Annotated in this window: 16 protein-coding genes and 1 pseudogene; 14 read left to right on the forward strand and 3 right to left on the reverse strand. The window is 71.3% G+C overall.

Annotated features, from left to right (window positions below; all coding sequences use genetic code 11):
* The first annotated feature begins 129 nt into the window (after positions 1 to 129).
* Genes VGN18_RS19940 through hypB form a run of 5 tightly spaced genes read left to right on the forward strand, consistent with a single transcriptional unit; the run spans position 130 to position 2,705 of the window.
* Entirely contained in the window at positions 130 to 609 is a 480-nt protein-coding gene (locus tag VGN18_RS19940) for a GNAT family N-acetyltransferase (protein ID WP_327541477.1), read from the forward strand.
* Positions 610 to 625: 16 nt separating this feature from the next.
* Positions 626 to 1,279: a glycerophosphodiester phosphodiesterase gene (locus VGN18_RS19945; protein WP_327541478.1), complete on the forward strand. Its 654-nt coding sequence runs from the start codon at positions 626 to 628 to the stop codon at positions 1,277 to 1,279.
* Between the two features lie 39 nt (positions 1,280 to 1,318).
* Positions 1,319 to 1,609, forward strand: coding sequence for a HypC/HybG/HupF family hydrogenase formation chaperone (locus VGN18_RS19950; protein ID WP_327541479.1), 291 nt, complete (start codon positions 1,319 to 1,321; stop codon positions 1,607 to 1,609).
* 4 nt (positions 1,610 to 1,613) lie between these two features.
* Positions 1,614 to 1,955 (forward strand): hydrogenase maturation nickel metallochaperone HypA, encoded by a 342-nt coding sequence (locus tag VGN18_RS19955; protein ID WP_327541480.1) that lies wholly within the window; start codon positions 1,614 to 1,616, stop codon positions 1,953 to 1,955.
* A 3-nt stretch (positions 1,956 to 1,958) separates the two neighbouring features.
* Positions 1,959 to 2,705 carry a hydrogenase nickel incorporation protein HypB gene (gene hypB, locus VGN18_RS19960; RefSeq protein WP_327541481.1) on the forward strand — a complete coding sequence of 249 codons (747 nt, stop codon included), beginning with the start codon at positions 1,959 to 1,961 and terminating at the stop codon, positions 2,703 to 2,705.
* Here the strand turns inward: hypB and VGN18_RS19965 are convergent.
* Positions 2,674 to 3,405, reverse strand: coding sequence for an ABC transporter permease (locus tag VGN18_RS19965; protein WP_327541482.1), 732 nt, complete (start codon positions 3,403 to 3,405; stop codon positions 2,674 to 2,676). The genes hypB and VGN18_RS19965 overlap by 32 nt on opposite strands.
* A gap of 53 nt (positions 3,406 to 3,458) precedes the next feature.
* On the opposite strand from VGN18_RS19965, the gene VGN18_RS19970 reads away from it, so the two are divergent.
* Positions 3,459 to 3,827 (forward strand): cupredoxin domain-containing protein, encoded by a 369-nt coding sequence (locus VGN18_RS19970; RefSeq protein WP_327541483.1) that lies wholly within the window; start codon positions 3,459 to 3,461, stop codon positions 3,825 to 3,827.
* A 1-nt stretch (position 3,828) separates the two neighbouring features.
* Here the strand turns inward: VGN18_RS19970 and VGN18_RS19975 are convergent, their stop codons facing one another.
* Both VGN18_RS19975 and VGN18_RS19980 read right to left on the reverse strand, forming a co-directional pair.
* Complete coding sequence (locus tag VGN18_RS19975; protein WP_327541484.1) at positions 3,829 to 4,680, reverse strand: oxygenase MpaB family protein; 852 nt, start codon at positions 4,678 to 4,680, stop codon at positions 3,829 to 3,831.
* 1 nt (position 4,681) lies between these two features.
* A pseudogene (locus tag VGN18_RS19980) lies at positions 4,682 to 5,810 on the reverse strand (magnesium and cobalt transport protein CorA).
* Positions 5,811 to 5,888: 78 nt separating this feature from the next.
* Here VGN18_RS19980 and VGN18_RS19985 point away from each other — a divergent pair.
* The 8 genes from VGN18_RS19985 to VGN18_RS20020 all read left to right on the forward strand — a co-directional run bounded on the left by VGN18_RS19985 (position 5,889) and on the right by VGN18_RS20020 (position 13,895).
* Positions 5,889 to 6,383, forward strand: coding sequence for an SRPBCC family protein (locus tag VGN18_RS19985; RefSeq protein WP_327541486.1), 495 nt, complete (start codon positions 5,889 to 5,891; stop codon positions 6,381 to 6,383).
* Entirely contained in the window at positions 6,383 to 7,417 is a 1,035-nt protein-coding gene (locus tag VGN18_RS19990) for an LLM class flavin-dependent oxidoreductase (protein WP_327541487.1), read from the forward strand. Before VGN18_RS19985 ends, VGN18_RS19990 begins: the two co-directional genes overlap by 1 nt.
* A 30-nt stretch (positions 7,418 to 7,447) precedes the next feature.
* Positions 7,448 to 8,752 (forward strand): phenylacetate--CoA ligase PaaK, encoded by a 1,305-nt coding sequence (paaK, locus tag VGN18_RS19995; RefSeq protein ID WP_327541488.1) that lies wholly within the window; start codon positions 7,448 to 7,450, stop codon positions 8,750 to 8,752.
* Between the two features lie 57 nt (positions 8,753 to 8,809).
* A complete protein-coding gene (locus VGN18_RS20000) occupies positions 8,810 to 9,688 on the forward strand; it encodes an LLM class F420-dependent oxidoreductase (protein ID WP_327541489.1) in 879 nt (292 codons plus the stop codon).
* Positions 9,689 to 9,860: 172 nt separating this feature from the next.
* Positions 9,861 to 11,273, forward strand: coding sequence for an Ig-like domain-containing protein (locus tag VGN18_RS20005; protein ID WP_327541490.1), 1,413 nt, complete (start codon positions 9,861 to 9,863; stop codon positions 11,271 to 11,273).
* Positions 11,263 to 11,919 (forward strand): hypothetical protein, encoded by a 657-nt coding sequence (locus VGN18_RS20010; RefSeq protein ID WP_327541491.1) that lies wholly within the window; start codon positions 11,263 to 11,265, stop codon positions 11,917 to 11,919. The genes VGN18_RS20005 and VGN18_RS20010 overlap by 11 nt, the downstream gene beginning before the upstream one ends.
* Before the next feature lie 206 nt (positions 11,920 to 12,125).
* Complete coding sequence (locus VGN18_RS20015; protein ID WP_327541492.1) at positions 12,126 to 12,905, forward strand: electron transfer flavoprotein subunit beta/FixA family protein; 780 nt, start codon at positions 12,126 to 12,128, stop codon at positions 12,903 to 12,905.
* A gap of 30 nt (positions 12,906 to 12,935) precedes the next feature.
* On the forward strand, positions 12,936 to 13,895 hold the full coding sequence (locus tag VGN18_RS20020) for an electron transfer flavoprotein subunit alpha/FixB family protein (RefSeq protein ID WP_327541493.1): 960 nt from the start codon (positions 12,936 to 12,938) through the stop codon (positions 13,893 to 13,895).
* The last annotated feature ends 156 nt before the right edge of the window (positions 13,896 to 14,051 follow it).

Consider the following 14,051-nt stretch of genomic DNA (forward strand, 5'->3'; position numbering starts at 1 on the left):
CCGATCTCGATCTCAGTTCCCTCTGAAGGAGCGACGCCCACGGTTGCCCTCAATGTGAAATCGGTGTTAGTCTGAAGTGAAGTGAGTGTAAGTTTGCGACGGGGCGCATCTGATCACGGAGGTTCCCCGATGACCGCAGCACCGCAGCCGATGCCGCACCACATCGAGCGCCGCTTCGCCGGCGCGGCCGACAGCCGGCTGGTCCGGCAGATGCTCGCCGACACCCGCGACGACCTGCTCCTCATGCCGAGCGATGTGCGCGACACCGTGGTCGAGATGCAGGTCCACGCCGAGCGGTGTCTCATCGCCGCCGAGTACCCGGGCGCAACCCACGAGATCCTGGTCGCCGACGGCACCGACGTCGGCCGGCTCGTGGTCGACGTCGCCGGGCCCGAGGTGCGCGTGATCGACCTGACCATCAGCCGCGGCCACCGCCGACACGGTCTGGCCACCGCCGTCCTGCGCGACGTGCTCGCCGACGCCGGTCGCCGCCCGGTCACCATCACCGTCAAGTCCACGAACACGGCCGGGCGGGCCCTGCTCCGCGGCCTCGGCTTCGCCGAGACGTGCGACAGCTCCGGGCACGTCGTGCTCGCCCACCACAACTGATCCATACTCGGACGGGATGCTGCTCGTCGCCCACCGCACCCCGCGCACGCCTGACGCCTGCGCCGCGTTCGCGGCCGCCGGGGCCTGGTGCTTCGAGGTCGACGTCCAGCTCCGCGACGATCGCGTGGTCGCCTCGCACTTCCTGCCGTTCCTCCGCGTCCGGGGCTGGTTCGAGCACGACGGCCGCCGCTTCCGCTGGCGGGGCGGCCCGCCGTTCGACCCCGACCTCGACGACGTCGTCGCGCGGGTGCCCGACGACCGGCTGATCCTGCTCGACCCGAAGGAGACCGACCCGCGGCGTCGGGCGAGGCTGGTCGACGCGCTCGCCGAGCGGCTGCCGCAGCGCGACCGGTTCCGGGTCAGCACCGACGACGCCGACGACCTCGCGCGCTACCGGGCGGCCGGCTTCCGGACGTGGCGCACGCTGAAGACCCCGGCCGACCTGAGCGCCGCCTGCGACGGCGACGGGGCCGACGACGCGGTCTCGGTGCGGCACTCGCTGCTCACGGCCGGAACGGTCGCAGCCCTGCACCGGATGAGCCGTCCCGTCGTCGCCTGGACGGTGAACGACGCCGGGCGCGCCCGCGATCTGCGCGACCTCGGCGTCGACGCGATCACGACCGATCGGCTGCTCGAGTTCGCGCCCCTCGTCGGGGCGCCGCGGGAGTAGCGTCTGGCCCTACCGAGGTCGGCGGCGGAGGAGAAGCGCATGTGTCTCGCGGTGCCCGGCAGGGTCGTGGCCGTCTGGGACCAGGACGGCACTCGCATGGCGACGATCGACTTCGGCGGCATCGAGAAGGAGGTATGCCTCCAGTTCGTCCCGGATCTCGAGGTGGGCGAGTACACGATCGTGCACGTCGGGTTCGCGCTCCAGCGCCTCGACGAGCAATCGGCCCTGGAGACCCTCGCCGTCTTCGCCTCGATGGGCGAGCTCGACACCGAGTTCGGCGACGCGTGGCAGCGGGCGGCCGTCGAGGCCGGCGAGACCACGCCCCGGTAGAGACGTGCACGAGCTGGCCCTGTGCCGATCGATCGCCGACATCGTCCGGCGCACCGCGGCCGAGCGTCGGGTGGTCCGCGTCCACCTGCGGATCGGCGAGCTGCGGCAGGTCGTGCCCGACACGTTGGTGTACTGCTGGTCGATGACCAGCGCCGGCACCGACCTCGACGGCGCCGAGCTCGTCGTCGACCGTGTGCCGGCCCGGCTCCGCTGCCCCGACTGCGGCCACGTGAGCGCCATGGGTGACTTCCCGGACTTCGGCTGTGCGGCCTGCGACGGCGCGTCCTGCGAGGTGGAGTCCGGCGAGGAGTTCCTGATCACGGCGATGGACCTCGTGGAGACCTGACCCATGGGACGGTTCCACCGCCACGACGACGGCCCGGCACACAGCCACGACGACCACTCCGGGTACGCCACCGGCATCGAGCGCGTCGAGGTGCTCGAGCGGATCTTCGACGAGAACGACCGGCTCGCCGCGGCGAACCGGGCCGACCTCGCGGCCGCCGGGGTGTGGTCGGTGAACCTGATGTCCTCGCCCGGTGCGGGCAAGACCGCGCTGCTGCGCGAGACCCTCGTCCGCCTCGCCGGCGTCACCCGGATCGGCGTCGTCGAGGGCGACATCGAGACCAGCCTGGACGCCGACCGGCTGGCCGGGTTCGGCGCCGAGATCGCCCTGGTCAACACCGGCAACGGCTTCGGCGGCGAGTGCCACCTGGACGCCCCGATGGTGCGCTCGGCGCTGCCTCGCCTGCCGCTGGCCGATCTCGACCTCGTGCTGATCGAGAACGTCGGCAACCTCGTCTGCCCGGCCGAGTTCGACGTCGGCGAGCACGCCCGCGCGATGGTGTACTCGATCACCGAGGGGGAGGAGAAGCCGCTCAAGTACCCGGTCATGTTCCGCTCGGCCGACCTCGTGCTGATCAACAAGATCGACCTGCTGCCGCACCTGGACTTCGACCTCGAGCTGTTCCGGGCCAACCTGCGCGCGGTCAATCCGCGCGTCGCGACGATCGGGACGAGCGCCCGCACCGGCGACGGGGTGGACGAGTGGTGCGCGTGGCTGATCAGTCGGGGAGCACGGCCGGCGCGCCGATGAGGTGGGCCAGGATCGTGGCGGTGATCGCCTCGGCGCACAGCAGGCCGACGAGCACGACGATCTGGAACCGGGCGGCGGTGGCCGCGCTGACCCCACCGAGCAACGCGCCGACGAACGCGCCGGGCAGCGACACGAGCCCGACGGTCCGGGTCTGGTCGAGGGCGGGCACGAGCGCCTCGAAGACCGCGCCCCGGGCGATGTCCCGCACGGCCTGGCGCGGGGTGGCGCCGAGGGAGAGCCAGGCCTCGACCTCGGGCCGGCGCAGCCGCAGCCCGTCGGCGATGCGCCGACCGGTCAGGGTGGCGGCGGTCATGGTGCCGCCGAGGACGATGCCGGAGACGGCGACCAGAGTGCGCACGTCCCGCGTCAGCACGGGCAGCCCGACGATCACGCCGATCGCGACCGCGGCGCCGGCGCCGCACGAGACGGCCACCGAGCGCAGGGCGTCGGCGTGGCCGCGCAGGCGGCCCCAGGCCGTCCAGACGACCACCGAGAACATGACGGCGATGACCGCGACGACCGCGAGCGGCGCGGCGAACACCCCGCGCAGGGCAAGGGCGACGAGGGTCAGTTGGGCGGCCGCACGCAGGGCCGCGATCGCCACGGCGCGGTGCGCGCGGACGCCGGCGAGCGTCAGCGCAACGCCGGTGATGGCAAGGAGCACGACCGCGCCCACCACCACGCGCACGATCGGGCTCATGGCGCAGTCACCGCGCGAGTGAACCATCCGCGGCCTGAGTGCGTGTACCGGGCATGATGCGAAGCCCCGTCGCAGCCGGCGTGCTCGCCGCCCTGCTCACCTTCACCGCGTGCAGTTCGTCGTCCTCGCCGCCGGCGCGCACCGGCAGCTCGGCCGCTACCCCGGGCGGGCCGACGATCACGATCAGGGGCTACGGCTACTCGGGTGCGCTCACCGTGAAGCCCGGCGCGAGGGTGACCGTCACGAACGACGACGGCGTCGCGCACACGCTCACCGACAAGAAGACGAAGAAGTTCGACACCGGCAACATCCCGGCCGACGGTGGCACCGGCACCTTCACCGCGCCCGCCACGCCGGGCAGCTACCCCTTCCGCTGCAACTACCACCCGGCGATGGCCGGGACCCTCGTCGTGAAGGCCTGATTCAGACGAGCGGACGCCCGACGCGACGCCGACGCCGCATGTCCCGGAGCAGCACGTTGAACGGCACGTTGCGCAGCGGCAGGGGCAGGCGTCGCAGCACCGCGCCCGTCCGGCGCAGGAACGTGTCGAACCGGCGCTGGTCGGCGTCGCTCCAGGTCAGTCCCATCTGGTCGCGGAACGGCTGCGGCAGGAAGCCGGTCGTCACCCAGGCGGTGAACCGGGGGCTGCGCAGCAGCCGCGGCAGGTGCCGGTCGGTCATGAGCGCGTGCAGGTACTGCCGCACCGGCTCGTCGATCGACAGGGTCGCGAGCGTCTCGTCCCAGTAGGCGGCGAAGGCGGCGCGGTCGGTCGGCCACATCTCCGGCCGCACCTGCAGCGTCGTGCCGAACCGCGCGCCGAAACGGTAGAGCGCGTCGGCCTGCGCCTCGGGCAGTGGCCCGTGCAGGCGCTCGACGATGTCGACGGTGCCGTAGTAGAGGCAGGCGGCGACCCACAGCTGCAGCGCCGGGTCGAAGGCGTTGTACTTCACCGGACCGGCGGCGTCCGAGCGCACCGCGCGGTGCGATCCGTTGACGGCCTCGCGGTAGGCGTCACGGTCCTCGTCGGTGCCGAGCATGGCGACGGAGAGGTAGGTGAACGTGGTGCGGGCCCGCTTGAACGGGTGCCTCATCACCTGCCCGCTCTCGACCTTGCTCTCGATCACGCCGTAGCCGACCGGGGCGAGAGCGAGCTGCATGATGACGTTCGCGGTGCCGGCGAGGACCGCCCCCGCACCGTCGAAGTAGGGGCGCACGTCGAAGTCCTCGAGCGCGGTGCCGTCGCTGATGATCACCGGCTCGGAGTCGGCCTGCATGTCAGATCCAGCCCCTCCGCTTGAACAGGATGTAGAGCACGATGCCGGTGACGATCATGAGCCCGATCGCGTACGGGTAGCCGAGCGCCCAGGACAGTTCGGGCATGCCGTGGAAGTTCATGCCGTAGATCGAGGCGATCGTGGTCGGGGCGAAGCCGATCGCCGCCCAGGCCGAGATCTTCTTGACCTCGTCGTTCTGCGCATTGCTGGTGCGGCTGAGCGCCGTCATCTCCTCGTTCTGCTTCTGCGCCACGAGGATGGAGTTGACCTGCAGGATGTCGCGCAGCAGCACCCGCAGGCCGTCGACGCGTTCGGTCACCTGCGTGACGTGGTCGGCGACGTCGCGCAGCAGCCGGCGGAGCTCCTCGTCGACGGGCGTACTTGTCGAAGCCGGCGGCCAGGCTCTCGAGCATCGCCGTCAGCGGTGAGGCCGCGCGCTGGAAGTCGACGACCTCGCGGGACAGCTCGTAGATGCGTCGCGACACCGCCGGGTCGCCGTCGAACACCTGGGTCTCGATCTCGTCGACGTCGTTCTCGATGCCGGCGACGACGGGCAGGTAGCCGTCGACGACGGCGTCGAGGATCGCGTAGAGCACCGCCTCGGTGCCGTTGGCCAGCAGCTCCGGGTCGTCCTCGAGACGGTGCCGCACGACCGACAGGTCGGGGGATTCGGCGTGCCGGACGGTGATGACGAAGTCCTTGCCGATGAACACGTGCAGCTCGCCGAACTCGACCTCCTCGACATCGTCGAGGTAGCGGGCCGCGCGCAGCACGACGAACAGGGTGTCGCCGTAGCGCTCCAGCTTCGGGCGCTGGTGGGCGTTGATCGCGTCCTCGACCGCGAGCGGGTGCAGGTCGAACTCCTTGGCCAGCGAGTTCAGCTCGTCGACGTCGGGGCGGTACAGCCCGATCCAGGCCATGCCGTCGGGCTGGTCGCGCAGCGACTGGAACGTGTCGGCCAGCGTGCGGGGCGAGCACTGCCGCTTGCCGTCGCAGTAGACGGCGCTGTCGACGACGCCGGAGCGCGAGGTCCGCGTCGGGCCGTCGTCGGGCCGCGTCGACTCCGGGTGCGCCCGCGGTCGGCGCCGGATGAGGCTGACCCGTCCGGGGAGGTGCAGACGATCCGGCATGGGCCGACGATAGCGGCCGCGGGGCGCGCGGGCCGCGCGAACTGGCGGCCGACGCCAGGGGGCTGGTCTAGTGGGCGCATGCGCCACGCGGACCGGCCCACGGCCGAGGAACAGATCCACGTCGCGGCGACGCCGGAGCAGGTCTGGCCGCTCGTCACCGACATCACGCTGATCACCCGCACCAGTGAGGAGCTCGTCCACGCCCACTGGTCCGACCCCGACGGCGGCCCCGCGGTCGGCCGGACCTTCGTCGGCACGAACCGCAACGAGTACTTCGGTGAGTGGCAGACGACCTCGACCGTCACCGAGTGCGAGCCGCCGGCCGTGTTCGCCTGGTGCGTCGGCGATCTGGACGAGCCGAACACGTCGTGGCGCTTCACCGTCCGCCCCGACGGCTCCGGTTGCGTGGTGAGCCAGTGGGTCAAGCTCGGCTACGGTCCGTCCGGGCTGCACCTCGCGATCCGCTCCATGCCGGACAAGGAGGAGCGCATCGTGGCCCGGCGCATGAAGGAGTTCGCCACCGGTATGCGAGCCAACCTCGAGGAGATCAAGCGACTCGCCGAGTCGGGCTGATGCGCACCGCGACGACGGTCGAGTTCGGCCGCGGCTGGCGCGACACCGTCGACTTCGTGCTCGAGGCCGAACGGCTCGGCCTCGACGTCTGCTGGGTCGCCGAGGCCTGGGGCGCCGACGCGCCCTCGCCGCTGGGCTACCTCGCCGCCCGCACCGAGCGCCTGCTGCTCGGCAGCGGCATCATCCAGGTCGGGTCGCGCACGCCGGCCGCGGTGGCCATGACCGCGCTGACCCTCGCCGAGCTCTCCGGGGGACGCTTCCTGCTCGGGCTCGGCAGCTCCGGGCCCCAGGTGATGGAAGGGCTGCACGGCGTGCCCTTCGCGAAGCCGCTCACCCGCATGCGCGAGACGATCGAGATCGTCCGGCAGGCCTGCTCCGGCGCGAAGATCGACTTCCACGGCGAAGCGTTCGACGTGCCGCTGCCGGGCGGCGAGGCCCGGCCGATGCGGCTGCACATCGAGCCGGCCCGGATCCCGATCTACATCGCCTCGCTGTCGCCGCGCATGCTGCGGCTGACCGGCGCGGTGGCCGACGGGTGGCTCGGCACGAGCTTCGTGCCCGAAGGCGCGGCGGCCTACTTCGACCCGCTGCGCGACGGTGCGGCGTCGACCGGGCGCACGCTCGCCGACCTCGACATCTGCCAGGGCGCCGAGGTCGCCTTCGCCCGCGACGAGAACGACCTGCGATCGATGGTGGCGGGGCGCAAGAAGGAGCTCGCGTTCAGCCTCGGCGGCATGGGGTCGGCGAGCACCAACTTCTACAACGACGCGTACAGCCGCCAGGGCTGGGCCGACATCGCCGCCGAGGTGCACCGGCGGTGGCAGGCCGGCGCCCACGACGACGCGGCCGCGCTCGTCACCGACGAGATGGTGCTGGCCACGACGCTCATCGGCACCGAGGAGATGGTGCGCGAGCGCCTGCGCGTGTGGCAGGACGCCGGGGTCACGACGGTGCGGCTCTACCCGGCGGGGGAGACGGTGGCCGACCGGCTGACCACCCTCGGTCGGGCGCTCGATCTCGTCCACGCCCTGTGAAGAGGTCGGCCGTGGGTGAAGGATGGGCGCATGCGTGATCGGACACCGGCGCCCGAGACCCTCGACCCCTTCGAGCTGATCTCCCTCGACGAGTTGCGGGCAACGCAACTCGAGCGGTTGCAGTGGTCGGTGCGCCACGCCTACGACAACGTCGCCCACTACCGGCGCGCGTTCGACCAGGCCGAGGTGCACCCCGACGACATCCGCGAGCTCGCCGATCTCGCCCGGCTGCCCTTCACCACCAAGGCCGACCTGCGCGACAACTACCCCTTCGGCATGTTCGCCGTGCCGCGCGAGCAGATCACCCGCATCCACGCGTCGTCCGGCACCACCGGCCGGCCCACCGTCGTCGGCTACACCGCCGCCGACATCGTCACGTGGTCCAACGTGATGGCCCGCTCCATCCGCGCCTCGGGCGGGCGCCCGGGCGACCGCGTTCACGTCGCCTACGGCTACGGGCTGTTCACCGGCGGCCTCGGGGCGCACTACGGTGCCGAGGCCCTCGGGTGCACGGTGATCCCGGTGTCGGGCGGCATGACCGAACGCCAGGTCACCCTCATCCGCGACTTCGAGCCCGACGTGATCATGGTGACGCCGTCCTACATGCTCGCGATCGTCGACGAGATGAACCGCCAGGGCATCGACCCGCGGTCCACGTCCCTCCAGGTCGGCATCTTCGGGGCCGAGCCGTGGACGAACGACATGCGGGCGGAGATGGAGCAGACCCTCGACATGCACGCCGTCGACATCTACGGCCTGTCCGAGGTGATGGGGCCCGGCGTCGCCAACGAGTGCGTCGAGACCAAGGACGGCCTGCACATCTGGGAGGACCACTTCTACCCCGAGATCGTCGACCCGCTCACCGGCGACGTGCTGCCCGACGGCGAGGAGGGCGAGCTCGTGTTCACCTCGCTGACCAAGGAGGCTATGCCGGTCATCCGGTACCGCACCCGTGACCTGACCCGGCTGCTGCCCGGCACCGCGCGCACGGTGCGGCGCATGGAGAAGATCACCGGCCGTTCCGACGACATGATCATCCTGCGGGGCGTGAACCTGTTCCCGACCCAGATCGAGGAGCTGATCCTGCGCACGCCCGCGCTGTCGCCGCACTTCCAGTGCGTGCTCTCGCGCACCGGCCGGCTCGACGAGATGGCCGTGCGGGTCGAGCGGCGCCCCGACGCCGGCCCCGAGGACGCCGCGGCCGCCGGCAACCAGCTGCGCCATCTGATCAAGAGCACCATCGGCGTCTCGGTCGACGTCGCCGTCCTCGACCCCGACAGTGTCGAGCGTTCGGTCGGCAAGATGCGCCGGATCGTCGACGACCGCCCCCGCTGATCGGCAACCACGCCCGTACTAGCGTCGAAGGTGAGACATCACTTTCGAGGAGAACGCATGCAGCTCGGCGTCCACGTATCCGACTTCACCTGGCCCGGCGGCCCGCAGACGCTCGCGGCCGATCTGACCCGCATCGCCGTCGCGGCCGAGGACGCCGGCTTCGCCAAGCTGAGCGTGATGGACCACGTCTGGCAGATCGCGCACATCGGGCCGCCGGAGAACGACATGCTCGAGGCGTACACCGCGCTCGGCTACCTCGCGGCCAAGACCAGCAAGATCGAGCTGCTGGCCTGGGTCACCGCGGTCATCTACCGCGAGCCCGGCCTGCTGGCCAAGGCGGTGACGAGCCTCGACGTGCTTTCCGGCGGGCGCGCCTGGCTCGGTATCGGCGCGGCCTGGAACGAGGAGGAGTCCGTCGGGCTCGGCCTGCCGTTCCCGGGGACGGCGGAGCGCTTCGAGCGGCTCGAGGAGGCGCTGCAGATCTGCCTGCAGATGTGGAGTGATTCCGAGGACCCGTTCGCCGGCAAGCACTACCGGCTCGGCCGCACCCTGAACGTGCCGCAGTCGCTGCGGCGTCCGCACCCGCCGATCCTGATCGGCGGCAGCGGCGAGAAGAAGACGCTGCGGATGGTCGCCCAGTACGCCCAGGCCTGCAACCTGTTCGGCGGCCCGAACGAGGAGCTGAAGCGCAAGCTCGACATCCTGCGCGGGCACTGCGACGACCTCGGCACCGACTACGACGCCATCGAGAAGACCGTGATGATGCCGATGGACGTCGGCCCGAACGGCGAGAACGTCGAGTCGATCCTCGAGACCCTGCAGCGCATGAGCGAGGTGGGCATCCAGCACGTGCACAGCAGCATCAAGGACGTCTCGACGATCACGCCCCTGGAGATCATCGGCGAGAGAATCATCCCGGTCGCGGCCGGATTCTGAGGCGTTTGGTGCGAATTGACCGGTCGGGGCCGGGCTCGCCGGATACCGCTACTGTCGATCCGGTATCAGTTCGTGCCACGATCAGCCCGGCGCGGTCGCAGGGGGTGACCGGCGCACTTCGCCGGGAGGCACCTGAATGTCGTTTCGCCCTGGTTCGACCCTGCCCCGATCCGTGCAGGTGGCGGGAGGCCTCGGCGTCGCCGGCCTCGCCGCGCTCGTCGTCGTCGCGCCACCCGCGCAGGCCGACACGCCGGCCGCCACGGCGACCACGGCGCCCGCCGGGGTGGCGGGCAGCGGCACGGCCGCCGCGCCGAAGGCGGCGAAGCCGGCCGCCGACGTCGTGACTCCCGACTACGGCATGAACAAGATCCGGGTCGGCGTCCAGCAGAAGGACGGTGACTACTACCCGGCCGGCACCACGACGGCCGGGAGCACGATCACGATCAACGAGACCGGACCGGCCTCGGCGTTCGCCAAGATGCTCTGGGGCACCGAGTGCACGACCCAGGCCGGCACCGAGGCCCCGGGCAGCACCGAGACCCTGTGCCTGTTCACGCCCCGCCTGGTGGGCGTCGCGGCCCAGCGTGCCCTCGCTCGGATCCACGCGCCGCAGGCGGCCGTCGACCGGGCGATGGCCAAGCTCGCGGCTGCACCGCCGACCGGTTCGCCGTACTACCCGGTCGAGCCCGGCGACACGGTGACCTTCACCCAGTCGACCGTGGAACCGAACATGGTCATCGACTCGACCCCACAGACCTTCGGCCCCTGCGTCTTGCCGGTCCCTGTCCTGGTGGCACCGGTCAAGGGCGCTCGGACCACCGCGGCGGCCGACGCACTGCCCACCTGCCCCACGGCGCAGGCTCCGCTCGACGCGGCCTTCACCGACCCGGGCCTGCCGCCGGTCGCCGTCGACGACGCCGTCACCACGCCCTACGAGACGGCCGCCGAGATCGACGCGCTGAAGGACGACACGACGCACGGGGCGCCGGCGTCGATCACCGCGGTCACGCACCCGGCACATGGCACGGCGAAGATCCATCCGGTCGTGGGGGGCAAGACCCCGACCGAGGCGATCACCTACACCCCGGCGACCGGCTTCGCGGGGGTCGACACGTTCGACTACACGCTGCACACCGCGAACGGCAACTCGACGGCGTCGGTCACCGTGACCGTCACGCCGCCGCCGCCCACGGCGAAGGACGACTCGGCGTCGACGACCTCGGGCCAGTCGGTCACCGTCCACGTGACCACGAACGACTCGGCCAACAGCGACAAGGCGATCACGCTCGTGTCGACCACCGACCCGGCGCACGGCAGCGTGCGGATCGACGGAGCCGACGTCGTCTACACCGCGGGTGACAACTTCGTCGGCACGGACACCTTCGACTACACGATCTCGACGCCCTTCGGCACCGCGACGGCCACCGTCACGATCACCGTGACCGCCCCGCTGAACATCGACCCGATCGCCAGCACCGGCGTCCCGACGAGCGAGATGGTCGGCATCTCGCTCGCCCTGCTGATGGCCGGCGGGGCGGCGGCGCACGTCGGGCGTCGCCGGTACCGCGGACGGCATGCCGGCTGAGCCAGCTCCCGCGGCGGGCGGCGCAGGGTCCTGGTGGCACTGCGTCGTCCGCGGCGGCGGACCTGACGGCAGCGACCGCTGCCACGTCGTCGAGTCGGGCCGCTACCCGGACGGCACCCGGATCGAGTTGACGGCGTCCGAGGCCGCGGCCGCCGTCGGCGACGACGCGATCTGCGTCGTCGACCTCGACGGCGCCGATCGCGTCCGGCGCATCGACCTGTCGCCACAGGTCACGCCGCGCGCCCCGGACGTGTGGTTCGTGGAGTTCCGCGAATCCGCGGCGCGGCCGCCCGCGGTCAACCTGATCGCCTTCACCGGGCACGGACCGGCGCGCGGTGCGGTGCTCGACCCGGTCGACGTCGCCGAACTCGAGGTCGTGCGCTCCGACCAGCTCGGCGCGGTGCGCTGGTACCCGAAGACCGGCGAGATCGACCAGGTCTATGTGCAGCCGCAGTGGCGGCGTCGGCACGTCGCCGCCGCGCTGCTCGTCGCCGGCGGCTCGGTCAGCGTGGCCCGGCGCTGGCCCCGCTTCTGGGGCGACGGCCAGCGCACCCGGCTCGGCGAGGAGCTGCGCAACGGACGCAACTGGGCGCACCGCGCGGCCGAGCTCACCCACGTGGCCCCGCCGATGACGCCGGGGGAGTGAGCCCCGCCGGCTCCGGGCCGGGTGAACGTCAGGTGTACCCGTGGGAGGATGGGGCATCACGAGAGCACCGTCATATTGCTACTCGTCAGTAACTTAGGCAGAGTGTGTCGTGAACGTGTCGTGACGACGTCGCGCGCGCAAACGCAGGCTCGTCCGATCTCCCGCCCGGTGTCCCGGGGGGACCCCGACTGAGAGGTCAGCGACGTATGAACATCGTGGTGCTGGTCAAGCAGGTGCCCGACACCGAAGGTGACCGCAAGCTCAACCCCGCCGACAACACGGTCGACCGTGCTGCGGTCGACCCGGTCATCAACTACATCGACGAATTCGCCATCGAGGAGGGTCTGCTCCTGAAGGAGGCCCACGGCGGCGAGGTCACCATCCTGACCGTCGGCCCCGAGCGGGCCACCGAGTCGATCCGCAAGGCGCTGTCGATGGGCGCCGACAAGGCGGTGCACGTCTCCGACGAGGCGCTGCACGGCAGCGACGCCATCGGGACCGCGAAGGCGATCGCCAAGGCGCTCGGCACCATCGAGTGGGATGTCGCCATCGCCGGCTCCGAGGCCACCGACTCCCGCGGCGCGGTGCTCCCGGCGCTGCTCGCCGAGGTGCTCGGCGCCCCGCAGCTCACCCAGGCGCGCAAGGTCACCGTCGACGGTTCGACGGTCACCATCGAGCGCGTCACCGACACCGGTTACGAGAAGGTCGAGGGCTCGACCCCGGCCGTCATCAGCGTCGTCGAGAAGATCAACGACCCGCGTTACCCGTCGTTCAAGGGCATCATGGCCGCCAAGAGCAAGCCGATCGAGACGAAGTCGCTCGCCGACCTCGGCCTCGACGCCGGCGAGGTCGGGCTGGCCAACGCGTGGACGCAGGTCACGTCGTTCGAGAACGCCCCGCCGCGTGAGGCCGGGCAGACCGTCAAGGACGAGGGCGACGGCGGCGCGAAGATCGCCGACTTCCTCGCGTCCAAGAAGCTGATCTGACCCGAGTCGACTCGAAGGAGATATAGACCCATGGCTGAAGTTCTGGTCCTCGTCGACTCGCTCGACGGCAAGGTCAAGAAGCCCACGCTCGAACTGCTCACCGCCGCGCGCCAGCTCGGTGAGCCCAGCGCGGTCGTCGTCGGCGCCCCCGGCACCGCCGCGCCGCTCAAGAACCAGCTCGCCGAGTACGGCGCCGCGAAGATCTACGTCGTCGAGAGCGACGAGATCGCCGGCTTCTCGGTGGCGCCCAAGGCGGAGGCCCTCGCGGCCGTCGCCGGCCAGGCGTCGCCGGCCGCCGTGCTGCTGTCCTCCACCGCGGAGAACAAGGAGATCGCGGCCCGCCTGGCGATCAAGCTCGAGAGCGGCCTGCTCTACGACGCCGTCGGCCTCGACGCCGAGGGCACCGCCACCCAGCAGATCTTCGGTGCCGCCACCTCGGTGCAGTCGAAGGTCAGCAAGGGGACGCCGGTCATCACCGTGCGCCCCAACTCGTTCGCCCCGGAGCCCAGCACCGGCGCGGCCGAGGAGGTCGCGGTCGAGGTCTCGCTGTCCGACTCGGCCAAGGCCGCCAAGATCGTCGACACCGTCGTCGAGGAGAAGGGCTCGCGCCCGCAGCTCTCCGACGCCTCCGTCGTCGTCTCGGGCGGTCGCGGCATCGGCAACGCCGACAACTTCGCCGTCATCGAGAACCTGGCCGACACCCTCGGTGCCGCCGTCGGCGCCTCGCGCGCGGTCGTCGACGCCGGCTGGGTGCCGCACACGATGCAGGTCGGCCAGACCGGTGTCACCGTGTCGCCGCAGCTCTACATCGCCGTCGGTATCTCCGGCGCGATCCAACACCGCGCCGGCATGCAGACGTCCAAGACGATCGTCGCGATCAACAAGGACCCCGAAGCGCCGATCTTCGAGCTCGCCGACTTCGGTGTCGTGGGTGACCTGTTCCAGGTCGCCCCCCAGCTCGCCGACGAGATCACCAAGCGCAAGGGCTAGGAAACGTCGCCCGAACGGGCCGTCCACCTCACGGTGGGCGGCCCGTTCCGCGTCGGCCTCGGAACGGTCGAGCGCGCGCCCCCCGATCGGTTGAGTGGCGAGTTCCTACGTTGAGTGGCGAGTTACTACTCGCCACTCAACGTAGGAACTCGCCAC

It is taken from the genome of Jatrophihabitans sp., from assembly GCF_036000465.1.
In the GTDB taxonomy this organism is placed as follows: domain Bacteria; phylum Actinomycetota; class Actinomycetes; order Mycobacteriales; family Jatrophihabitantaceae; genus Jatrophihabitans.

What these genes read in the sequence shown, in the direction of transcription:
- VGN18_RS19940 (WP_327541477.1), top strand. Translation starts at nt 130, where the DNA reads ATGACCGCAGCACCGCAGCCGATGCCGCACCACATCGAGCGCCGCTTC.
- VGN18_RS19945 (WP_327541478.1), top strand. Translation starts at nt 626, where the DNA reads ATGCTGCTCGTCGCCCACCGCACCCCGCGCACGCCTGACGCCTGCGCC.
- VGN18_RS19950 (WP_327541479.1), top strand. Translation starts at nt 1,319, where the DNA reads ATGTGTCTCGCGGTGCCCGGCAGGGTCGTGGCCGTCTGGGACCAGGAC.
- hypB (WP_327541481.1), top strand. Translation starts at nt 1,959, where the DNA reads ATGGGACGGTTCCACCGCCACGACGACGGCCCGGCACACAGCCACGAC.
- VGN18_RS19965 (WP_327541482.1), bottom strand. Translation starts at nt 3,405, where the DNA reads ATGAGCCCGATCGTGCGCGTGGTGGTGGGCGCGGTCGTGCTCCTTGCC.
- VGN18_RS19970 (WP_327541483.1), top strand. Translation starts at nt 3,459, where the DNA reads ATGATGCGAAGCCCCGTCGCAGCCGGCGTGCTCGCCGCCCTGCTCACC.
- VGN18_RS19975 (WP_327541484.1), bottom strand. Translation starts at nt 4,680, where the DNA reads ATGCAGGCCGACTCCGAGCCGGTGATCATCAGCGACGGCACCGCGCTC.
- VGN18_RS19985 (WP_327541486.1), top strand. Translation starts at nt 5,889, where the DNA reads ATGCGCCACGCGGACCGGCCCACGGCCGAGGAACAGATCCACGTCGCG.
- VGN18_RS19990 (WP_327541487.1), top strand. Translation starts at nt 6,383, where the DNA reads ATGCGCACCGCGACGACGGTCGAGTTCGGCCGCGGCTGGCGCGACACC.
- paaK (WP_327541488.1), top strand. Translation starts at nt 7,448, where the DNA reads ATGCGTGATCGGACACCGGCGCCCGAGACCCTCGACCCCTTCGAGCTG.
- VGN18_RS20000 (WP_327541489.1), top strand. Translation starts at nt 8,810, where the DNA reads ATGCAGCTCGGCGTCCACGTATCCGACTTCACCTGGCCCGGCGGCCCG.
- VGN18_RS20010 (WP_327541491.1), top strand. Translation starts at nt 11,263, where the DNA reads ATGCCGGCTGAGCCAGCTCCCGCGGCGGGCGGCGCAGGGTCCTGGTGG.
- VGN18_RS20015 (WP_327541492.1), top strand. Translation starts at nt 12,126, where the DNA reads ATGAACATCGTGGTGCTGGTCAAGCAGGTGCCCGACACCGAAGGTGAC.
- VGN18_RS20020 (WP_327541493.1), top strand. Translation starts at nt 12,936, where the DNA reads ATGGCTGAAGTTCTGGTCCTCGTCGACTCGCTCGACGGCAAGGTCAAG.